19 protein-coding genes are annotated in these 19,875 nt (G+C 68.8%); 3 read left to right on the forward strand and 16 right to left on the reverse strand.

Annotated features, from left to right (window positions below):
* Positions 1 to 90 precede the first annotated feature (90 nt).
* The 15 genes from EV278_RS21185 to EV278_RS21255 form a co-directional block, all read right to left on the reverse strand.
* Complete coding sequence (locus EV278_RS21185) at positions 91 to 1,605, reverse strand: AMP-binding protein (protein WP_132095778.1); 1,515 nt, start codon at positions 1,603 to 1,605, stop codon at positions 91 to 93.
* A 13-nt stretch (positions 1,606 to 1,618) separates the two neighbouring features.
* Entirely contained in the window at positions 1,619 to 2,029 is a 411-nt protein-coding gene (locus tag EV278_RS21190; RefSeq protein WP_132095780.1) for a Zn-ribbon domain-containing OB-fold protein, read from the reverse strand.
* A gap of 3 nt (positions 2,030 to 2,032) precedes the next feature.
* The gene (locus EV278_RS21195; RefSeq protein WP_132095781.1) at positions 2,033 to 3,193 is read right to left on the reverse strand and encodes a thiolase family protein; all 1,161 of its coding nucleotides are present in this window, start codon (positions 3,191 to 3,193) and stop codon (positions 2,033 to 2,035) included.
* Positions 3,194 to 3,295: 102 nt separating this feature from the next.
* On the reverse strand, positions 3,296 to 4,831 hold the full coding sequence (locus EV278_RS21200) for a long-chain-fatty-acid--CoA ligase (protein ID WP_132095783.1): 1,536 nt from the start codon (positions 4,829 to 4,831) through the stop codon (positions 3,296 to 3,298).
* Complete coding sequence (locus EV278_RS21205) at positions 4,828 to 5,958, reverse strand: acyl-CoA dehydrogenase (RefSeq protein WP_132095785.1); 1,131 nt, start codon at positions 5,956 to 5,958, stop codon at positions 4,828 to 4,830. The genes EV278_RS21200 and EV278_RS21205 overlap by 4 nt, the downstream gene beginning before the upstream one ends.
* 12 nt (positions 5,959 to 5,970) lie before the next feature.
* On the reverse strand, positions 5,971 to 7,179 hold the full coding sequence (locus tag EV278_RS21210) for an acyl-CoA dehydrogenase family protein (RefSeq protein ID WP_132095787.1): 1,209 nt from the start codon (positions 7,177 to 7,179) through the stop codon (positions 5,971 to 5,973).
* Positions 7,180 to 7,265: 86 nt separating this feature from the next.
* Positions 7,266 to 8,132: an acyl-CoA thioesterase domain-containing protein gene (locus EV278_RS21215; RefSeq protein WP_132095789.1), complete on the reverse strand. Its 867-nt coding sequence runs from the start codon at positions 8,130 to 8,132 to the stop codon at positions 7,266 to 7,268.
* Positions 8,132 to 9,064 carry an SDR family NAD(P)-dependent oxidoreductase gene (locus tag EV278_RS21220; protein ID WP_132095791.1) on the reverse strand — a complete coding sequence of 311 codons (933 nt, stop codon included), beginning with the start codon at positions 9,062 to 9,064 and terminating at the stop codon, positions 8,132 to 8,134. The genes EV278_RS21215 and EV278_RS21220 overlap by 1 nt, the downstream gene beginning before the upstream one ends.
* Positions 9,065 to 9,099: 35 nt before the next feature.
* A complete protein-coding gene (locus EV278_RS21225; RefSeq protein WP_132095792.1) occupies positions 9,100 to 9,921 on the reverse strand; it encodes an enoyl-CoA hydratase-related protein in 822 nt (273 codons plus the stop codon).
* Positions 9,922 to 9,930: 9 nt separating this feature from the next.
* Positions 9,931 to 11,172 (reverse strand): acyl-CoA dehydrogenase family protein, encoded by a 1,242-nt coding sequence (locus EV278_RS21230; protein WP_132095794.1) that lies wholly within the window; start codon positions 11,170 to 11,172, stop codon positions 9,931 to 9,933.
* A gap of 12 nt (positions 11,173 to 11,184) precedes the next feature.
* Entirely contained in the window at positions 11,185 to 12,303 is a 1,119-nt protein-coding gene (locus tag EV278_RS21235) for an acyl-CoA dehydrogenase family protein (RefSeq protein ID WP_132095796.1), read from the reverse strand.
* A gap of 10 nt (positions 12,304 to 12,313) precedes the next feature.
* Positions 12,314 to 13,129 carry an enoyl-CoA hydratase/isomerase family protein gene (locus EV278_RS21240; RefSeq protein ID WP_132095798.1) on the reverse strand — a complete coding sequence of 272 codons (816 nt, stop codon included), beginning with the start codon at positions 13,127 to 13,129 and terminating at the stop codon, positions 12,314 to 12,316.
* Positions 13,126 to 14,310 carry an acetyl-CoA C-acyltransferase gene (locus EV278_RS21245; protein ID WP_132095800.1) on the reverse strand — a complete coding sequence of 395 codons (1,185 nt, stop codon included), beginning with the start codon at positions 14,308 to 14,310 and terminating at the stop codon, positions 13,126 to 13,128. The genes EV278_RS21240 and EV278_RS21245 overlap by 4 nt, the downstream gene beginning before the upstream one ends.
* 23 nt (positions 14,311 to 14,333) lie before the next feature.
* Complete coding sequence (locus tag EV278_RS21250; protein WP_132095802.1) at positions 14,334 to 15,332, reverse strand: acyl-CoA dehydrogenase family protein; 999 nt, start codon at positions 15,330 to 15,332, stop codon at positions 14,334 to 14,336.
* Positions 15,329 to 16,474, reverse strand: coding sequence for an acyl-CoA dehydrogenase family protein (locus tag EV278_RS21255; RefSeq protein ID WP_132095804.1), 1,146 nt, complete (start codon positions 16,472 to 16,474; stop codon positions 15,329 to 15,331). The genes EV278_RS21250 and EV278_RS21255 overlap by 4 nt, the downstream gene beginning before the upstream one ends.
* Positions 16,475 to 16,626: 152 nt before the next feature.
* Here EV278_RS21255 and EV278_RS21260 point away from each other — a divergent pair, with 152 nt between their 5' ends.
* The 3 genes from EV278_RS21260 to EV278_RS21270 are packed head-to-tail and all read left to right on the forward strand — an operon-like array spanning position 16,627 to position 18,923.
* Positions 16,627 to 17,397, forward strand: a complete 771-nt coding sequence (locus EV278_RS21260) for an enoyl-CoA hydratase-related protein (protein WP_132095806.1) — start codon at positions 16,627 to 16,629, stop codon at positions 17,395 to 17,397.
* A 3-nt stretch (positions 17,398 to 17,400) separates the two neighbouring features.
* A complete protein-coding gene (locus tag EV278_RS21265; RefSeq protein ID WP_132095808.1) occupies positions 17,401 to 17,778 on the forward strand; it encodes an OB-fold domain-containing protein in 378 nt (125 codons plus the stop codon).
* Entirely contained in the window at positions 17,775 to 18,923 is a 1,149-nt protein-coding gene (locus tag EV278_RS21270) for a thiolase (RefSeq protein ID WP_132095810.1), read from the forward strand. Before EV278_RS21265 ends, EV278_RS21270 begins: the two co-directional genes overlap by 4 nt.
* 62 nt (positions 18,924 to 18,985) lie before the next feature.
* On the opposite strand, the gene EV278_RS21275 is transcribed toward EV278_RS21270, so the two are convergent.
* Positions 18,986 to 19,780, reverse strand: coding sequence for a helix-turn-helix domain-containing protein (locus EV278_RS21275; protein WP_132095812.1), 795 nt, complete (start codon positions 19,778 to 19,780; stop codon positions 18,986 to 18,988).
* Positions 19,781 to 19,875 lie beyond the last annotated feature (95 nt).

Here is a 19,875-nt window from a genome sequence, read left to right on the forward strand (position 1 = left end):
CGCTACGACAAGCTGGCGGCCACCTTCATGGGCTTCGTAACCCTCGCCGCCATCATGCTATGGCTCAAATAGCTAAATCGTCACCACAGCCTAGTACTTGTAATCCTTGCCGCCCGGATAGCCGCCGCCGCCATAGGCCGCGTCCAGGGCGGCGTAGTCGGTCGGTCCCGCCGGGGTGCGAGGAATGGCGTCGGCGAACTCCACCCAGCGTGGCTTCTTGTACGAAGCGATCCGGGCGCGGCAGTGCTCGATCAGGTCGACGTCGGCGACCTCCGCGCCCGGCTTGCGGACGATGATCGCCTTGACGCTCTGGATCCAACGCGGATCGGGCACGCCGATCACCGCGGCGTCGGCCACGGCCGGGTGGCTCTTCAGGCACCCCTCGACCTCGGCCGGATAGATGTTCTCGACGCCCGACTTGATCATCTGGACCTTGGGGCCGACGAAGTTGATCGACCCGTCCGGCTCCCGTCGGCCCAGGTCGTTGGTCAGCCACCAGCCGAACCGCGTGCGGCGGGCGTTGATCTCCGGACGGTTCCAATAGCCCAGGCCGACCGTCGGTCCACGGGCCCCAAGTTCCCCCACCTCGCCGTCGGGAACCTCGTTGCCGTCCTCGTCGAACACCCGCACCACCGCGACCGGGCTGGTGCGGCCGAAGATGCTGACGGCCTTGCGATCGTAGTGGGCCCAGGTCACCAATCCGCCGACCTCGGTCTGGCCATAGCCCATCATCGAATAGTCCTCGGTCGGCAGGGCGGCCGAGCGGAAATGGGTCAGGTCGTAGCGGCCGTCAGCGTTGAAGGCGTGCAGCTCGTCGATCGTCTTGGGCACCAGGAAGGCCAAGCTGCACTTCTCGGCGTGCAGGGCCTCGGCGATCACGGCGACCTCGGTCCGACGGATCATCACATTGGCCCCGCCGGCGTGGAACACGCCCAGCGTCACCATCAGGGTGCCGATGTGAAAGTGCGGCCCGGAGTTCAGGAAGATGGTCCCCGAGGTCAGCCCCTGGACCAGCATGATGTTGACGTTCTGGGCCATAACGCCGGCCTGGCTGAGGATCGCCCCGTTGGGCCGACCGCCGAACGCAGCGGTGTAGATGATCACGCAGCCGGCATGGACGTCGATCGCGCGCTCCCGCAGCGCCGGATCGGCCGCCTGCAGCCTTCCCTCGTACCCATCGGGGCCGGGTTCGTCGAAGTGAATCCAGGTCCCCTGCTTCCACTGGGCCAGTTCGCGCGCGGCTTTCACCGCCTCGCCGATCTCGCCCTCGTGCCACAGCAGCACGCGCGGCTGGAGGTCGTCGATCACGAAGGCGATCTCTTCCGGCGACTGGCGCCAGTTGAGCGGACAGAACATGGCCCCGAGAACCGAGCAGGCCAGGATCCCCTCGAGCACGGCCAGAGAATTCTGACCCAGCCACAGCACGCGCTCGCCTGCCCCGACGCCCAGCGACTCCCACAGGTTGACCAGCCGGTTCACGCGGTCTTCCAAGTCGGCGTAGGTGTAGCGGCGGCCTTCCTGCACCAGGGCCGTGCGGTTTGGATAGGACCGGCGGTGCTCCTGCAGCACGTCCAGCAGGGTCAGGGTATGCAGCGGATCGGACATGGGGGTCTCTACATCAGACGCTGGGTTGGCGTGGCTTGAACACAGGCGCAATCCGGCCGTCGTGAAGCGGTCGGAAATCGACCTCGACCGGGAGGCCGCAGGTCAGGGCCTCAGGCGGGCAATCGACCAGATGCGCGAACATGGCGAAGCCTTCCGGCAGTTCGACGGCCGCCAGCACGTACGGCGTGGCCATGCCCGGGACCGGGGCGCGATGGATGGTCGTATAGCTGTAGACCTCGCCCTGGCCCGCCGCCTCGACCCAGCTCCAGTCGGTGGAGAAGCAATGGGTGCAGGCGACCTCGGGGGCGAAGAAGAACCGCTGACAGGCGTTGCAGCGCGGGGCGATCAGGCGCCCCCGCGCCGCCGCTTCCCAATAGGGCCGTGACAGGGTCGTGACAGGAAAGTCGAACGCGGCGTCGGCCATGGCTCAGCTCCCGGTCAGGAGGAGGGTTTCTAGATGCTGGGCGCCGGAGCCGGCGTTGGTGACCAGCGCCACCTCGGCGTCCGTGACCTGACGCGCACCCAGTCCGCCGCGGATCTGGCGCACGCCCTCGATGACCTTGCCGGTCAGTTGGCTGGTGCCCGTCCAGCTTCCAGCCAGCATGCCGCCGTCCAGATTGGTCGGGCAGTCGCCCTTCAGGGTCAGCCGGTCGCCGGCCACGAAATCGCCGCCCTCCCCTTCGCCGCACAGGCCCAGCATCTCGAACTGGCGCAGCACCTCGAACGAGCAGGGATCGTAGATACAGAACACGTCGACATCGGCGACCGACAGCCCTGCCTGGCCGAAAGCCCGCGCGAGCGCCGCCTGGCCCAGGGTCCGGACATCGCGGTAGAGCGGCGGGTTGATGTAGTTGCCCTGGGCGAACTCCATGGCGCCGCCCGCGACTCGCACGCCCTTGACCGCCAGGTCCCTGGCCCGTTCGGCGGTGGTCATGATCAGGGCCGCGCCACCCTCGTTCATCAGGCAGCAGTCCAGCCGGTGCAACGGATCGGCGATCATCGGCGAGGCCAGGATGTCCTCGATCGTCACCGGCTCGCCGCCGTACAGCGCCGCCTCGGGGTTGGTGCGGCCGTGATTGCGGATCACCGCCGCCACGTGGGCCATCTGCTGGGAGGTCGTGCCGAATTGGTGCATGTGCCGGCGGGCCACCAAGGCGAAATAGGCCATGGTCGAGGCGCCATAGGGGTCTATCCACTCCAGCCCCATGCCCGACCCGACGGCCGCGCCGGTGGTGTTGAACGGTCCCGCCCGCGCGCTGCCGATCACCACGGTGTCGCACAGCCCCGCCGAGATCGCCGCCCCGGCCTTGAGCACGCCGCGCACGCCCGTGGTGTCCATGAAGTGGCTGTCGACCCATTTCAGCGGCGCGCCGAAATAGGGCGCCCAGCTGGCGGAGTCGCCTGGCGCGCCGCCCGGACCGGGCCAGTCCAGCGCCACGCCGTCGATATCGCGGCGGTCGATCCCCGCGTCGGCGATCGCCCCCTTCACGGCCTCGATCAGCAGCTCGTGCGACGTCCGGCCCGGCAAGGTCCTCGCCTGCTGGGTCAGATAAACCCCAACCACCACCGGATCGCGCGCCGAAGCCATCGTCAGTCCTGATCGAACGGGCGCCGAACGGGCGCCATCATAGGGTTTGTCCGTTCGGCGCCGGCTCGGGTCAATGCGCGGCCATCGCTCGGAGCCACAGGATCAAGCATGCGATGAAGCGTGGATCGCCCTCAGCGCCACCTTGTTGACCTTGCCGCTGGGCAGGGTCGGAAAGGCGTCGAGGAACAGGACCTGCTTGGGCTTCTTGTAGCTGGCGATCAGACTGGCCGTGTGGGTGATCAGGTCGGCGGCGCTAGCTTGCGCGCCCGGGTGCAGGATGACGGCCGCCACCACCGCCTCGCCCCACTTCTCGTCCGGCGCGCCGATCACCGCCACCTGGGCCACCGCCGGATGCTCGGCGATCGCCCGTTCGACCTCCTGCGAATAGATATTCTCGCCGCCGGAAATGATCATGTCCTTCTTGCGATCGACCAGGAACACCCGCTCGCAGGCGTCGAACCGGCCCATGTCGCCGGTCTTCAGCCAACCGTCGTGAAAGGCCTCCAAGGTTGCGGTCGTGTTGTTCCAGTAGCCCGTCATCACCGCTTCGCCGCGGATCCACAGTTCGCCGACCTCGCCGACCGCGCAGTCGTGGCCGTGGTCGTCGACGATCCGCACCTGCGTCAGCGGATAGGCGTTGCCGATCGAGCCCAGCAGTTCGACCATGGGCCCATCGACGGCGTGCAGATGCTTGGGCAGGGCCGTGCCCGTGCCCTCGGTCTGGCCCCACGCATTGACGAACACCGGGCCGAAGCGGGCCAGCGCCCGGCGCAGCACCGGCACGGGCATCGGCGCGGCGGCGTAGAGGATGGTTTCCACGCTGGAGACGTCGTGACCGTCGAAATCCGGGTGATCGACCAGCGCCTGCACCATCAGCGGCACCAGGTGGAGATGGGTGATCTTCTCGGTCTCGATGGCCTCGAGCACCGCCTTCGGATCGAAGGCACGGTGGATGTGAATCTCCCCGCCTCGCCACATCTGGGCCAGCATGCTGGACTGGGCGCCGGCGTGGAACATCGGCATCACCTCCAGCATCCGGCCGCGCGGCCGCACGTCCATGGCCAGGCAGACGCATTCGCCCATCGCCAGCTCGGCGCGGTGCGAGCGCATGACGCCCTTGGGCCGGCCCGTGGTGCCGGAGGTGTAGATGATATGGGCGATGTCGTCGGGTCGGGCCTCAAACGGCGCGCCCTCGGGGTCGCCGGTCTGGAGAAAGTCCTCGTAGGCCACAGCCCAGTCCGGGGCCTCGCCGATGCAGACGAAGATCTCGATCGACGGCAGGGCGTCCTTCAGCCCCGCGACCACCTCGGCATATTGGACCTCGAACACCAGGGCGCGGGGCGCGGTGTCGCCCAGGACCCAGGCGATCTCCGGCGAAGCCAGGCGGAAGTTGACCGTGCTCAGGATGAAACCCGACAGCCAGGCGGCGCTGAAGGCTTCGGCATATTCGGTGCAGTTCATCGCCAGGACCGCGACGCGATCCTGGCGCGCGCAGCCGGCGCGGTGCAAGGCCGAAGCCAACCGCCGCGCCCGGTCAAGATGCTGGGCATGGGTGAACCGCCGCTCCCCATGGACCAAGGCGACGTCGTCGGGTGAGAACCGCGCCGCGCGGGTAATCAGGTCGCCCAGCGTCCTCATGCGACCGCCTTTCGCGACCAGGCCGCGAAGCGTTCCAGGTGCAGGTCGATCGAGCCGAAAAGGCCACGGGCCAGGACCGCGCGCTTGTAGAAATGGCCGACCACATATTCCTCCGTCACCCCGATGCCGCCGTGCATCTGGATGGCCTCGCCGGTGACCTTCACGGCCGCCTCGGCGATCTGGACCTTGGCGGCGGATACGCCGGCCCGGCGCGCCTGCGGATCGGGATCCGACAGCGCCGCGATCCCGCGCAGCAGCATCGACCGCGCCAGCTCGGTCTCGACCAGCATGTCGGCCATCCGGTGCTGCAGAGCCTGGAAGGTGTTCAGGGTGACGCCGAACTGCTTGCGCGTCGACAGGTAGTCGCGGGTCAGCCACAGGGCCGCGTCCATGGCGCCGACGCATTCGGCCATCAGGGCGATGACTCCATGATCGACGGCCAGCTCGATCCCCGGCAGGGCCCCGCCCTCCGGACCGATCCGCGTCGCATCGCTCACCGCCACGTCCGTCAGCACCAGGTCGGCCACCCGCCGGCCGTCGACCGCGTGATAGGCGGTGACCTCCAGCCCCGCCGCACTGGCGGGGACCTCGAACAGGGTGACGCCGCCCGGGGTTCTGGCCGACACCAGCAGAATGTCGGCGCTGGAACCACCCAGCACGAAGGTCTTGCGCCCGCTCAGTCGCCAGCCGTCCGTTGTCCGCTTCGCCTCGGTCCGGACGGCCGCGTCGTCGCCGCGCATCGCCGCTTCGTTATGGGCCAGGGCGATCAGTTTTTCGCCCGCGACCAGCGGCGCCAGCAGGGTTTCCTTCTGGGGCGGATCGCCCAGCGCCACGATGGCCCGCGCAGCGATGATTGCGCAGGACAGATAGGGTTCGACCAGCAGCACGCGGCCGAACTCCTCCTGCAGCAGGGCCGTCTCGACCGGTCCGCCGCCGTAGCCGAAGTCGTCCTCCGACAGGCCCGCGCCCAGCCAGCCAAGGTCGGCGAAGGTCTTCCACAGATCGCGCGAGAAGCCCTCGGCGCCGCGCATCCGATGGCGGCGCTGCTCGAAGCCGTAGTCGCGCTCGCAAAGCCGCCGCGCGCTTTCCTTCAGGGCGGCCTGTTCCTGGGTTGGAGAGAAATCCATCGTCCTATGCCCTCACAGACCCAGCACCGACTTGGCGATGATGGTGCGCTGGATCTCGTTGGCCCCGCCATAGATCGTGGTCGCGCGGCGGAACATCATGCGCGATAGCCAGCCGGCGGCGTAGTCGGGCGCCGGCGGGACCGGAGCCAGGACGTCCATGTTGTCCTGCCCCTCGACGTCCGGGAACACCGCCAGCCCATGGTCGCCCAGAGCCTCGACGGCCAGGTCGGCGATCCTTTGGCGCAGCTCGGAGCCGCGCAGCTTCAGAACCGAGGCGGTGGCGTTCAGCGCCGGGTCGTTGTCGCCCATGTGCAGCACGCGCAGGACGGCGGTTTCGAGAGCCCGGAGCTCGATTTCGAAGCGGGCTAGCCGGGCGGCGAACAGCGGATCCTCGATCAGCGGCCGCCCGCCGCGCATCTCGACAGCGGCGATCTGCTTGACCTGTTCCAGGTCGAAGGCCGTGTGCGGGGTCTCCGCGCTCATGGTCCGCTCGTTGGTGAGCAGGAACTTGGCGTAGCCCCAGCCGCGGTTCTCATCGCCGACCAGATTCTCGGCCGGGACCCGGACATTGTCGAGGAACACCTCGTTGACGCTGAGGCCTTCGTTGATCGTGTAGATCGGCCGGACGGAGACGCCCGGGCTCTTCATGTCGATCAGCAGGAACGAGATGCCCGCCTGGGGCCTGGCCTCGCCGTCGGTGCGGACCAGGGCGAACATCATGTCGGCCTTGTGGGCCTCCGACGTCCAGGTCTTCTGGCCATTGACCAGGTAGTGGTCGCCGTCTCGCACCGCGCTGGTCTTCAGCGACGCCAGGTCCGAGCCCGAGTTCGGCTCCGAGAAACCCTGGCACCAGAAGGTGTCGGCGTTGAGGATCGCCGGCAGGTAGCGGGCCTTCTGGACCTCGTCGCCGAACGTGTAGATCACCGGCCCGACCAGTTCGAGCGCAGCCTGATCCGGCACCGGCGCGCCCGCCGCCCTCAGCTCGACCTGAAACAGGTGCCGCCGCAGCGGCGACCAGTCGGTGCCGCCGTATTGCCGGGGCCAATGCACCGCGGCCAGGCCACGGGCGTTCAGAATGCGCATCCACGTCTGGACGTCGTCATGCGTCGCATGGAAGCCCTGGCGGCCGCGTCGGGCGATATCCGCCGGCAGCGCCTGGCGGATGAAGGCGCGCATCTCCGCCTGGAACGCCGCGTCGGCCGGATCGAGATCGAAGTTCATGGCCCGACCTTACCCCACTCGCGACCGATGCAAGCCGCCCCCGCCTCGCCAATCGCATGGGCGATCCGACGATCTGCCCGAAGGGTTCAAAGTTCGCCCACGCGGGGCGCGGCATGCATCTCGCCCGGGAACAGGTAGATCTCCTGCGCCACCGACGCGACCAGTCCGCCGGACTCGTCATAGATGCGGCCCTGGGCCAAGCCCCGCGCCGAGCCCGCCCAGGCGCTGGACATTTCGTAGAGCAGCCAGTCAGTCGGCTGGGCGGGCGCGTGGAACCAGAGGGCGTGGTCGAGGCTGGCGATCCGCTGCCGCACCGCCTCGGGATGCGGGGCCTTGGCGACGCCGCCGAGCCAGAAGTCGGACAGATAGGCCAGGCCGCAAGCGCGCAGATCGACCTCGTTCAGGGCTTCGCCCCGGGCCCGCATCCACAGCTGGCGCTCGGCTTCTCGCGCGCCCGGTTCGGCTGGAACCAGGCGGCGTTCGACCAGCGGCAACAGAGTTCGCGGCGTCGGATCGTCGGCGCCGCGCGCCGCCGTGATCGCCCGTTCGAAGGGATCCTCGGCCGAAACCTGGTCCGCACCCAGAACGGCAGGCGCAGGTTGGGCGTGGGCGACGCCCTCGGCGCCGTCGTGGAACGAGGCCTCCATGTGGAAGATCGGCACGCCCTTCTGTCGGGCGATGACCCGCCGGGTGGTGAAGTTGCGGCCGTCGCGTGTGCGCTCGACCTGGTAGACGACGGGCTCGGCCTCGGCGCCGGGACGGATGAAGTAGCCGTGCAGCGAATGGACTGGCCGCCCGTTCACCGTGAACTGGCTGGCGCGCAGCGCCTGGGCCAGGACCTGGCCGCCGTACAAGGCTCCGCTCAGGTTCGGCTCGGTGCGGCGCGAGCGGAAATAGTCCGAGCCGATGTCCTCCAGGTCGAGGAGGTCGTGCAGGGTCAGCGGCGACATCATCAGCCCGTCGCGCCAGTCTTGGCTTGGATCATCCGCCAGTAGTCGGTCGCGTCGACTGGCACGGTCAGCTTGGAGGCGTCGCGAATGGCGTCCCAATGGGCGGCGACGCCCTCGGGCGAGAAGTCGTCCAGCAGCACGCCTTCGTTGACGGCGACCACGGCGCGGCTGATCCAACCGCAGCCGGCGTTGAAGATCTCGCCCGAGGCCGGGCAGCTTTCGTGGGCCAGGGCCAGCACCAGCGGCGAGACCCGCGCGGTGGACATCGGATCCTCCTCAGGCGACTTCGGCTCGGCAGCCTCGCCCGACATGCCGGCCGTGGCGGTCAGCCGGGTGGCGGCGGTCGGGGCCAGGGCGTTTACCTTGATCCCGGCCTTGGCGCCCTCGATGGCCATGACCCGCATCATGCCGACGATACCCAGCTTGGCCGCGCAGTAGTTGGCCTGGCCGAACGCCCCGAACAGACCCGACGGCGAGGCTGTCATCACGATGTTTCCGCCACCGTTCTCGCGCATCCAGTTGAACGCCGGCTGCACCGTGAACATCGTCCCGCGCAGGTGGACGTCAAGGATGATGTCGAGCTCCTCCTGGCTGAGCTTGGAGAAGCTGCGATCGCGCAGGATGCCCGCATTGGCGATCACCGCGTCGATCCGGCCATAGGCGTCCAGCGCCGTCTTGATGATGTTTGCCCCGCCCGCCTGGGTGGCCACACTGTCGAAATTGGCCGTCGCCTCCCCGCCTGCCGCACGGATCTCCTCGACCACCCGGGAGGCGGCCGACTGGTCGTCGCCCCGGCCGTCGGTGGAGCCGCCCAGGTCGTTGACCACGACCTGGGCGCCACGCTGGGCCAGTTGCAGCGCATAGGTGCGGCCCAGGCCGTTGCCCGCGCCGGTGACGACGACGACCTTGTCGTCGAAGCGGATCGTGTCTGACATGAAGGTTTCCTCGCTCGCGGCCGTCGTTCGGCGCGTCAGGTGTGCTTGAACTTGGGGCGGCGCTTCTCGATGGCGGAGGCGCGCTTCTCGGCCGCGTCCTCGGTCGCCTGGCTGGCCAGCACCGCGCGGTTCTCCAGCTCGATGGCCGCTTCCAGACTGCCGGCGCCTTGGTTGAACCACAGCGACTGCTTGGTCAGCCAGATGCCGACCGGGCTGTTGACGGCGACAGCGTCGGCCAGGGCCAAGGCCTGGTCCATCAGGACGTCGTCGTCGACCGCGCGCAGCACCAAGCCGATGCGCTCGGCCTCGTCCGATTGCACCGCCCGCGCGGTCAGCAGCAGCTCAGCCGCCCGCTGCGCACCGACGGCGCGAGGCAGCAGATAGCTCATCCCCAGCTCGGCGCCGGTCGCGGCGTTGTGGATGACGTTGACGAACTTGGCCGACCGCGCGGCCAGCGTCATGTCCGAGGCCAGGGCCAGCGCGTAGCCGATGCCGGCCGCCGTGCCGTTGACCGCGCAAATGATCGGCTGGGGCATGGCCCGCATCAGGACGGGGATCTGGCCCAGCACTCGCATGGTGTACTTGCCCGACTGGATGCGCCCCAGGCCCGGCCGGACCCAGGTAGGCTTGCCGCCCACCCGCACGTCGTGGCCGGCGCAGAAGGCTCGCCCCGCGCCGGTCAGGATGATCACCCGTACGTCTGGATCGTCGCGCAGGCTCTCGAACGCCGCGATTAGCGCCTCGTACATGTCGAAGGTGAAGGCGTTCAGCGCCTCGGGCCGGTTCAGCGTGATCCGGGCAACGCCCTCGGCGGGTGTATCGACCAGAACTGCGGCGGAGGTCTCAGTGTCGGTCATCGGCGATCCTCAGCGCGGCAGGCCGAGCGCGCGCTCGGCGATCATGGTCTTCAGGATCTCGTTGGCGCCGCCCGAGATCGTCCACGCGTAGCTCAGCAGGAAGTCGTGCATGGCGTTGCCGGTCTGGTGCCCGCCGCCCAGGATGATCGGCTGACGAAGCTGGCCCGACAGCCCGCCTAGCTTCAGCCGAAACTCGGTGTAGCGCCGCAGCAGCTCCGAGAAGTGCACCTTGATGTAGGTCGGCATCGTGGTCGAACCCATATGCGGGTCGGTCTCGATCTCCTGCATCAGGGCGCGGATCATCAGGCGCAAGGCGACCATGTCGTTGTAAGCGCGGGTGAAGGCGCGGCGGGCTTCGTCGTCCTTCAGCCAAGCCGCGTCGGTTCGCTTGGCATCGGCGAGGTCGGCGTCCAGGGTCCGCGCCATGCGCTCGGACAGTTCGAAGATGATCAGGCCGCGCTCGGCCGACAGGGTGGACTGGGCGATGGCCCAGCCGGCGTTCTCCTCGCCAATCAGGTCGCTGACCGGGATCTCGACATTGTCGAGGAAGATCTCGCAGAATTCGGCCTGGCCGGTCGCCTGACGGATCGGCCGCACCGTGACGCCCGGCGCCTTCATGTTCAGGATGAAGTACGAGATGCCGGCCTGCTTCTTAGGGGCGGTCGGGTCCGTGCGGGCCAGCAACAGGCAGTAGTCGGCGAAGGCGCCGTACGAGGACCAGACCTTCTGGCCATTGACCACATAGACGTCGCCCTTGCGCTCGGCGCGCGTCCGCAGCGAAGCCAGGTCCGAGCCCGATCCGGGTTCCGAGAAACCCTGGCACCAGACCTCGCCACGCTCCTTGACGCCCGTCAGGTACCGGTCGCGCTGCGTCTTCGAGCCGTTCCCGAACAGCGTGGCTGGCAGGTGGTAGAGCGAGATCACGAACATGTCCGGATTGGGCGCCTGGGCGCGGGCGATCTCCTCGAAGATGATGACCTGATGCCGGATGCCGATATCGGCGCCGCCCCAGTCGCGGGGCCAGTGCGGCGTCGCCAGGCCCACCTTGCCCATCTCGGCGAACCACCAGCGCTGGAAGGCGACATAGTCGGCCTCGCTCGCGCCGGTCATCCGCGCGCGCCAGTCGGCGGGCACCACCGCCTCGAGCCAAGCCCGCACCTCGGCGCGGAAGGCGTCCAAGTCATCCTTGCGGGCCAGCGGGTCAAACCGGCGGGTCGCGGTTGATGGGTTCGTCGCGGTCTGGACGGACATGGTCATGCTCCCTCAGGCCGCCGCCAAGAGCAGGTCGGTGACCCCGTCGAGATAGGCCGCCGGCCCGCCGAACAGCTGCTCGTTCAGCTTGGCGCGCTTCAGATAGAGATGGCAGGGATGCTCCCAGGTGTAGCCGATGCCGCCGTGCAGTTGCACGGCGTCCTGGGCCACGCGGGCATAGACCTCGCTCGCCAGGGCCTTGGCGGCCAGGGCGTAGCGACCGGCCGCGGAATCACCGCTCGCCGCCTTGGCCACGGCCTCGGCGACCAAGACGCCCGAGGCGACCAGGGCGATCTTGTGATCGGCGCATCGGTGCTTCAAGGCCTGGAACGAGCCGATCGGCTTGCCGAACTGCTCGCGGGTCTTCAGGTAGTCGAGCGTGATTTCGAAGATGGCGTTGGCGCCGCCTCGGGCGTCGCTCGCCAGAGCCAGAGCCGCGTGGTGCAGCAAGGCTTGCGCGATCTCGTCCGCATCTCCGGTCAGCACCCGACCGGCCGGCAGGACCACGCGCTCGAACCGCGCCACGCCCAGGTGTCGAGTGCGATCGACGGTGGCGGCCTTTTCGACCGTGACGCCGTCGACAGCGGGCTCCACCAGCACCCAGCGCAAGCCCTCGCCCTCGCGGGCCAGCAACAGCAGGACATCGGCCGCCGCGCCATCGAGCAGGTTCTCCACCACGCCGTCGAGCACCACGCCGCTGCCGGGGCCTGTCGATAGCGTCAGGGTCGGTGCGGGAGCCCCGGGCGCCAGCATCGATACCGCTCCGGCCAACTCGCCGGCCGCGAGTCGGGGGATCCAGGCCGCCTGCTGGTCAGCGTCACCGCCCCGCGCCAGGGCTTCGACGACCAGCATCGTCCCCAGAACCGGCAAGGGCGCGACGGCGCGTCCCAGTTCCTCATAGATGACGGCAAGCTCGGACGGCCCCAAGCCCAGACCGCCATGCGCCTCGTCGGCGAAGAGCGCCAGCCAGCCCAGCTCGGCGGCCTGCGACCACAGCGGCTGATCGCGCACGCCCTCCGCGTTGGTGAAGGCGGCCACCTTCTCGTGCGAGGCCTGTTCCGACAGCACCGTCCTCACGCCGTCGCGCAGGGCGTTCAGGTCCATGCCGTCGGTCGAATGTCCGTCGCTCATCGCGGGCCTCTCAGAACAGCACGTCGGTGGTGAAGTCGGGGGGACGCTTTTCTTCCATGGCCTTCAGCGCCTCCTTGGCTTCCGCGCCGGAGAAGTTGACCATCTCGAACGCGGCCGACAGGTCGAAGATCGCCTCGTTCTGGCGCAGCCAGTGGTTCAGCACGTACTTGGTCATCCGCACCGCCGTCGGCGCGGCGGCGGCCAGCTCGAGCGCGACCTCGATCGACGTCGCCTCCAGCGCCTCGGCCTCCACCGCCAGGGCGACCAGATTGTTGCGCTCGGCCTCCTCGCCGGTCATCGGGCGGTTGGTCAGCAGGTAGTATTTGGCCTTGGCCATGCCGCATAGCAGCGGCCAGACGATCGCCGCATGGTCGCCCGCCGCGACGCCGATGCGGACGTGTCCGTCCAGCAGCTTGGCCGTTTTGGCCGCGATCGGCACGTCGGCCAGCAGGGCCAGAGCCAGGCCCGCCCCGACCGCCGCGCCGTTTACCGCCGAGACGATGGGCTTGCGCGACGCGATGATGTTACGGACCAACCGGGTGGCGTTGTTGAAGTCCTGCGAGAACTGCTGGTTGGCGTCGAGGGCGCCCGCGACCGGCATGTCGTCCAGCGCTCCGCCGGCGCAGAAGGCGCGGCCTTCGCCGGTGACGATCGTCACCCGCGTCTCGGGATCGGCGTCGATCGCCGCCCAGACCTCCTCCAGCTGACGGTGCATGGTCGGCGTCACGGCGTTGGCCTTGCCCGGATTGCTCAGGGTCAGGCGCAGCACGCGCGGCGCGGGGCGGTCGAACTTCAGGCGGTCGAAGGCGGCGTAGCGGTCGGTCATCGGTCGATCTCGAACAAACCGGCGGCGCCCATGCCTCCGCCGATGCACATGGTGACGATGACACGCCTGGCGCCGCGGCGCTTCCCCTCGATGAGGGCGTGTCCGGTCAGGCGCGACCCACTCATGCCGTAGGGGTGGCCGATCGCGATCGCGCCGCCGTCGACATTGATGCGCTCCGGGTCGATCCCGAGCACGTCGCGGCAATGGACGACCTGCACGGCGAAGGCCTCGTTCAGCTCCCACAGGTCGATGTCGTCGACGCCGAGACCATGCCGCGCCAGCAGCTTGGGAACGGCATGCACGGGCCCGATCCCCATCTCGTCCGGCTCGCAACCGGCGACCGCGAAGCCCTTGAACCGACCCAGCGGGTTCAAGCCCCGACGCGCGGCCTCGTCGGCGGACATCACCACGCAGACGCTGGCGCCGTCCGAGAGCTGAGAAGAGTTGCCGGCCGTAATGAAGGCTTCCTCGCCGTTGATCGGCTTGAGCCCGGCCAGGCCTTCCAGCGTCGTTTCCGGCCGGTTGCCCTCGTCCTTGGTCAGCAGCACCTCTTCCTCACCGATCACCTGGCCTTGCTTGTCGGTCAGTTGCTTGAGGCTCTTCAGCGGCGCGAGCTCGGCGTCGAATCGGCCGGCGGCCTGGGCGGCGGCGGTGCGGCGTTGGCTTTCCAGGGAATAGGCGTCCTGGATTTCCCGGCTGACCCCATAGCGGCGCGCGACGGTATCGGCCGTGGCGATCATCGGCAGATAGATGTCGGCCTTGTGTTCGACCAGCCAGTCGCTGCGATTGCGGTGGCGGTTGAGGTGATGATGGGTCAGCGAGATGCTCTCCACGCCGCCGGCGACGAAGATGTCGCCTTCGCCGGCCAGCAGGCGCTGGGCCGCCAGGGCGATGGCCTGCAGGCCCGACGAGCATTTGCGGTCCAGCGTGAAGCCCGGCACGGTCACCGGGCAGCCGGCGCGGATCGCCGACTGGCGGGCGATGTTGTTGCCGGTCGGCCCCTCGGGCGTGGCGCAGCCCAGGATGACGTCCTCAACCTCGCCCGGCGCGACGCCCGCGCGCTCCAGCGCCGCGGCGATGACATGCCCGCCGAGATCGGCCCCATGAGTATTGTTGAACGCGCCCCGGAAAGCCCGGCCGATCGGCGTTCGGGCGGTCGAGACGATGACGGCTTCGGGCATGCGCCCTCCCCTTGCAAATCCAGTCACGCGGCGTCGGACCGCCGGGCGAGTTCGGGCCACAGGCCGTCAGGCCCCAGTCCGGCGACCCGCCGCCCCAGCCGTTGCGCCCAGAAGCGGTCGCTGCCGAATTCCGAACGCCATCCGGCCAGGCGGCGCGTCAGGCGGTGCAGCGGATGTTCCTGGGTGAAGCCGATGGCGCCGTGCACCTGGTGAGCCAGGGCCGCGCCCTGCCCGGCCGCGATGTTGGCTCGAAGCTTGGCCGCCGCGAATTCGAAATCGGCGACACCCGCATCGGCGGCCCTGGCGGCCGCCTGGCCAGCGGAGTTCACCGCCGCCGCCTCGATCGCGAAGATCGCCAGGGTCTGCTGGACGGTCTGGAACTTGCTGATCGGCTTGCCGAACTGCACCCGCTCGTTGGCGTAGGCGATCGAGGCGGCCAGGGCCGCGTCCAGGGCGCCGGCGATCTGAGCCGTCCGCAGGAAGGCGCCGCAAGCCAACAGGTCGATGTCGCTCGGCGCGGCTTCCGCGACCGCGCCCTCGAAGGTCAGCGTGTCGCGCGGCTCGCCCACCGGGCTGTGGCCAGATTCGATCCGGCAGTCTGTCGTCTGCAGCCTTAGCAGCGACCCAGCATGCGTCGCGACGACCGTCTGGGCCGCGCCGCCCCAGGGCGTCGCCTTCAGGCTGCCGGTGAACCGGCCGTTCTCGACGCAGCCGTCGACCGCGGGCGCGATCGTCGCCAGGCCCTCGGCCGGCGTCAGGCCCGCACGCGTCAGCGCCCAGGCCGCCACCGCCGCCTCGCCGACCGGCGCCGCCAGGGCGTGCGATCCGGCCAGTCGCGCCACCGCGAACAGGTCGCCCCAGTCGCCGCCGAAACCGCCTTCGTCCTCGCCCAACAGCAGGCTTTCGAAGCCGGCCTCAGCGATTGAGGGCCAGACCTCAGCAAACGGAGCGTCGGGATGGGCCGCGAGGTCCGTGAACAGGCGATCGGCCGTGTCGGTGAGCAGAGTCCGTGTCTCGCTCATCTCAGACCCAGCCCCCTGGCGATGATGCCGCGCAGGATCTCGCGCGTGCCGCCGCGCAGCGAGAACGACGGTGAGACCTGCAGCAGCAGAGCCAGGACTCGCGTCAGGTCGGTAGCGGCCGACAGATCCTCGGCGCCGTCAAGCGCGGCCTGGATGGCGCGCGGCAGCTCCTGCTCGAAACTGTTGCCCAGATCCTTGACGATCGCCGCCTCCAGCGCGGGATCCTCGCCCGCCGCCAGCTTGGCGGCGGTGGATTGCGACATCTGCCGCAGGGTCCAGAGCTCGGCGGTCAGCCGCCCGATCAGGACGGCCAGCACCGGCTCGGGGTCCGGCCCCGCGAAACGGATCAGTTCGACCAGGGCGGCATAGCTGGACAGGTAGCGTTCGGGTCCCGACCGCTCCAGCGACAGCTCGGCCGTCACCTGTTTCCAGCCGTTGCCTTCCGGACCGACCCGGGCGCTGTCCGGCACATGGACGTCGTCGAGAAAGACCTCGTTGAAGTCGTGCCCGCCGACCAGGTCGATGATCGGCCGGACCGTCACGCCGGGGGTGTCCAGCGGGATCAGGAACTGGGTCAGACCCTCGTTGCGCTGCGAGCCCTCGACCGTCCGAACCAGGGCGATCATCAACTGGGCGTTATGGGCGTTGGTGGTCCAGACCTTCTGGCCGCTGATGCGCCAGCCGTCGCCGTCGCGAACGCCCTGGGTGCGGATGGACGCCAGATCCGACCCCGCCCCCGGCTCGCTCATGCCGATGCAGACATAGGTTTCGCCGGCCGCGATGCTGGGCAGATGGGTCCGTCGCTGTTCCTCGGTCCCGTAGCGCAGCAGCAGCGGTCCGCTCTGGCGGTCGGCGATCCAGTGCATGCCGACCGGCGCGCCGGCGGCCAGCAACTCCTCTAGCACGACGTAGCGATGCAGCGGATGGCGAGCGTGGCCGCCATATTCGACCGGCCAGGTCATGCCGATATAGCCGGCCTTGCCCATCGCCTTGCTGAAGTCCGCGTCACAGACGGCCCAGCAGTTCGCGCGGCTGGCGGCGTCGGATTTCGGCGCTTCGCGAGCGATGAAATCGCGCACCTCGCGGCGTAGCGTCGGAACGCCGTCCGGCGGGTCGAAGGGATGGGCGTCGAAGGTTTGCACGCCGCCAATGTGCCCGCCGCGTCGCACGTCGCAAGGACGGCCGGGCCCCTATCGCAGCCGCGATATGGGGAAGAACAAGGGTCCTGGGCGGGTCGTCACCGCCTCAGGCGCGGTGCTATGCCTTGAAGCCAGAGTTTAGGAGACCAACCGACATGGCGATCGATCTGAGCATCGAAAACGGCGTCGCGACCGTGACCATCAATCGGCCCGAGCGTAAGAACGCCATCCTGCTGGCCATGCGCACCGAGATCGAGAATGCGTTCCTGAAATGCCAGGACGACGACTCCGTGCGGGTGATCATCCTGACCGGCGCGGGCTCGGACTTCAGCGCCGGCGCCGACGTCGGCGAGATGGGCGGCGGCGGGATCAGCGGCTCGCTCTATCGCATGCGCCACCTGCACCGCATGGCCCGCGCCGTGGCCAACACCAACAAGCCCGTGATCGCCGCTGTCGAGGGCGTGTGCATCGGCATGTCCTGGGCCCTGGCCCTGGCCGCCGACATCACCGTGGCGGCCGAGAACGCCCGGTTCCAGTTCGCCTTTCGGCACATCGGCCTGGCGCCGGACGGCGGCGCGGCGTTCCTGCTGACCCGCTACGTGCCGATCCAGCGCGCCAAGGAGATCATGTATTCGGGCCGCTTCGTCAGCGGGACCGAGGCCCATCAACTGGGCCTGACCCTGCACGCTACGGCCCCCGGCGAGGCCCTGGCCAAGGCCCGCGAGGTCGCCGCCAGCTTCGTCAACGCCCCGACCATCGCCTTGGCCATGGCCAAGCGCCAGTTCGACGCCGCCCCAGCCCAAACCTATGACCAGGCCCTGGACTTCGAGGCCAACATCCAGCCGCTGATGGTCCAGACCGAAGACTTCCGGGAGGGGACCAACTCCTTCAAGGAGAAGCGCAAAGCCCAGTTCGTCGGCAACTGACCGATGGACGTCACCCATCCGGACGCCGAGTTCCGCGCCTTCCTGGCGCAGGGCCGGTTCATGATCCAGCGCTCGAAGGGGGACGGCGCCCATGTCTTCTATCCGCGCGTCGTGGCGCCTGGGACCGGCGCACGGGACTTGGAATGGGTCGAGGCTTCGGGCCGTGGCGTGGTCTACTCGACCACGGTCGTGCGCAAGAAGCCGCCCGAGCCTAGCTACAACGTCGCCCTGATCGATCTGGCCGAAGGGCCGCGCATGATGAGCCGGGTCGAGGGTGTGGATCCCGCCGCCGTCGCGATCGGCATGGTCGTCCAGGCGCGCATTGTCGACCAGGATGGCGAACCGGTCGTGGTCTTCGACCTGGCGGAGCAGCCGGCATGAGCGACTTCCCCCGCGGCCGCACGGCCATCGTCGGCGCCGCCACCTTCGGCCAGGGCAAAGCGCCGGGCTACGAGTCCTCGGACCTCGCCGCGATCGCCAGCGTTATGGCGCTGGAGGACGCCGGGCTGTCGCTGGCCGATGTCGACGGCCTTTTCTTCTGCCACCCCACCGACACCATGGGCGGACTGTCGTTCGCGCAGTACCTGGGCATCCGGCCCAAGGTCACCGACAACAATCGCACCGGCGGATCGGCCTTCCAGACCTATGTCGAGCATGCGGCCTATCTCCTGGACGCCGGCGCCATCGACTACGCCCTGATCGCCTACGGCTCGAACCAGGCGACGGCGACCGGCAAACTGGTCTCGACCGTCCAGCCCATGCGCTACGAGGCGCCCTATCGTCCGCTCAACCCGGTCAGCTCCTACGCCCTGGCCGCCGCCCGTTACATGCATCAGTACGGCGCGACGCGCGAGCAACTGGGCGAGGTGGCGCTGGCGGCCCGACAATGGGCGATACTAAATCCGGAGGCGTTCAAGCGCGATCCCCTGACCATGGACGACTACCTGGCCTCGCGGATGGTTTCGGACCCGCTGTCGGTGCTCGACTGCTGCCTGGTGACCGACGGCGCCGCCGCCGTGGTGATGACCCGAGCCGACCGGGCGCGCGACCTGAAGCGGGCGCCAGTCAAAATCATGGGCGCCGCCGCCGAGACCCACCACCGCGAGATCGGCTGGCTTGAGGATCTGACGGTCACCGCCGCCGCCAGGTCGGGCGCGCGGGCCTATGAGCGGGCCGGCCTGACGCCCGCCGACATCGACGTCGTCCAAGTCTACGACGCTTTCACCATCAACACGATCCTGTTCCTGGAGGATCTCGGCTTCTGCGCCAGGGGCGAAGGCGCCCGCTTTGTCCAGGACGGGCGGATCGCGCCGGGCGGGGCCCTGCCGGTCAACACCAACGGCGGCGGCCTCTCGTGCTGCCATCCGGGCATGTACGGCCTGTTCCCGATCGTCGAGGCCGTGCGCCAGCTGCGGGGCGAAGCCGGAGATCGCCAGGTCGCGGACGCCAGCTTCGCCATCGCCCACGGCAACGGCGGCGTCCTGTCCAGCCAGGCAACGGTCATCCTGGGCGCAGCTGACGCCTGACGAACGCAAAAGCGGCCGCACCCCAGGGCGCGGCCGCTGTCGCCGACATGAGAGATGGATGATCAGGCGGAACGACGTTCCGGCTGGGCGGCGCCGACGTCCAGAGAACGTCCCAAGGCCGGATTGTTCAGGCGAGCGATGGCCCCGCGCACCATCTGCAGTAGCCAATCTTTGTTGGCTTCGAAGAACGCTCTGTCCCCGTGGATGTTGAGCGCCAAGGCGTGGGCGTCGCGCAGTTGCGAAACCAGCATCGACAGGCTGGCCTGGTCGCCGTCCACATGCTGGGCGTAGCCCTGGATCCGGACCTGGCGCAGCGCCTCCCCGAACTCGACGGCGCAGATGCGGTCGGTCCCCTCCGGCGCCTCGGCGTTGATCCGGTGGACCAGCTTCCGCACCAGAACCGGGTCGAACGTGGCCAGCAGCACCTTGCCGGCCGATGAGGCCGCCAGGCCGGCGCTGGCGTCGATGTCGGCGGGCGCGTCGCCGCCGCGCACCACGTGGATGTGCTGCACTGACATGCCGACCTTGTGGGCCAGGGTGACGGTGACGCCGGCCTCTTCGGCCAGGTGGTCGAGAATGGCCAGCAGGCGCCCTTTGCGGAACAGCTCAGGCTGGACCGACGAACCGATCACCGCCACCCGGGCCGTGGGCCGATAGGTGCGCTGATCGCGATCACGGCTCAGATAGCCCAGCGAAACCAAGCAGTTGAGAAGCTCCGACGTGCTCGACTGCGGATAGCCCATGGAGCGGGCGATATCCATGACGGTGGCCGTCGGCCGCGCGTCGGAAAAATACTCCAGCACTTCGAGCGCGCGTTGGGCCGACTTGATCTTCTTCGGATCCAATGACTTCACCACGGCAACCTCCCTTCGTTTCTTATGACGTTATGTTGTCATAACAACTTGGGAGTCGCAACGTTCTTTTTCGGTTTTTTGAACGTCGTTCGAATTTT

The sequence above is a fragment of the Caulobacter sp. BK020 genome (assembly GCF_004342605.1).
GTDB lineage: Bacteria > Pseudomonadota > Alphaproteobacteria > Caulobacterales > Caulobacteraceae > Caulobacter.

What these genes read in the sequence shown, in the direction of transcription:
- EV278_RS21205 (WP_132095785.1), bottom strand. Translation starts at nt 5,958, where the DNA reads ATGGATTTCTCTCCAACCCAGGAACAGGCCGCCCTGAAGGAAAGCGCG.
- EV278_RS21235 (WP_132095796.1), bottom strand. Translation starts at nt 12,303, where the DNA reads ATGAGCGACGGACATTCGACCGACGGCATGGACCTGAACGCCCTGCGC.
- EV278_RS21245 (WP_132095800.1), bottom strand. Translation starts at nt 14,310, where the DNA reads ATGCCCGAAGCCGTCATCGTCTCGACCGCCCGAACGCCGATCGGCCGG.
- EV278_RS21250 (WP_132095802.1), bottom strand. Translation starts at nt 15,332, where the DNA reads ATGAGCGAGACACGGACTCTGCTCACCGACACGGCCGATCGCCTGTTC.
- EV278_RS21270 (WP_132095810.1), top strand. Translation starts at nt 17,775, where the DNA reads ATGAGCGACTTCCCCCGCGGCCGCACGGCCATCGTCGGCGCCGCCACC.
- EV278_RS21265 (WP_132095808.1), top strand. Translation starts at nt 17,401, where the DNA reads ATGGACGTCACCCATCCGGACGCCGAGTTCCGCGCCTTCCTGGCGCAG.
- EV278_RS21260 (WP_132095806.1), top strand. Translation starts at nt 16,627, where the DNA reads ATGGCGATCGATCTGAGCATCGAAAACGGCGTCGCGACCGTGACCATC.
- EV278_RS21240 (WP_132095798.1), bottom strand. Translation starts at nt 13,129, where the DNA reads ATGACCGACCGCTACGCCGCCTTCGACCGCCTGAAGTTCGACCGCCCC.
- EV278_RS21185 (WP_132095778.1), bottom strand. Translation starts at nt 1,605, where the DNA reads ATGTCCGATCCGCTGCATACCCTGACCCTGCTGGACGTGCTGCAGGAG.
- EV278_RS21220 (WP_132095791.1), bottom strand. Translation starts at nt 9,064, where the DNA reads ATGTCAGACACGATCCGCTTCGACGACAAGGTCGTCGTCGTCACCGGC.
- EV278_RS21225 (WP_132095792.1), bottom strand. Translation starts at nt 9,921, where the DNA reads ATGACCGACACTGAGACCTCCGCCGCAGTTCTGGTCGATACACCCGCC.
- EV278_RS21215 (WP_132095789.1), bottom strand. Translation starts at nt 8,132, where the DNA reads ATGATGTCGCCGCTGACCCTGCACGACCTCCTCGACCTGGAGGACATC.
- EV278_RS21210 (WP_132095787.1), bottom strand. Translation starts at nt 7,179, where the DNA reads ATGAACTTCGATCTCGATCCGGCCGACGCGGCGTTCCAGGCGGAGATG.
- EV278_RS21195 (WP_132095781.1), bottom strand. Translation starts at nt 3,193, where the DNA reads ATGGCTTCGGCGCGCGATCCGGTGGTGGTTGGGGTTTATCTGACCCAG.
- EV278_RS21190 (WP_132095780.1), bottom strand. Translation starts at nt 2,029, where the DNA reads ATGGCCGACGCCGCGTTCGACTTTCCTGTCACGACCCTGTCACGGCCC.
- EV278_RS21200 (WP_132095783.1), bottom strand. Translation starts at nt 4,831, where the DNA reads ATGAGGACGCTGGGCGACCTGATTACCCGCGCGGCGCGGTTCTCACCC.
- EV278_RS21230 (WP_132095794.1), bottom strand. Translation starts at nt 11,172, where the DNA reads ATGTCCGTCCAGACCGCGACGAACCCATCAACCGCGACCCGCCGGTTT.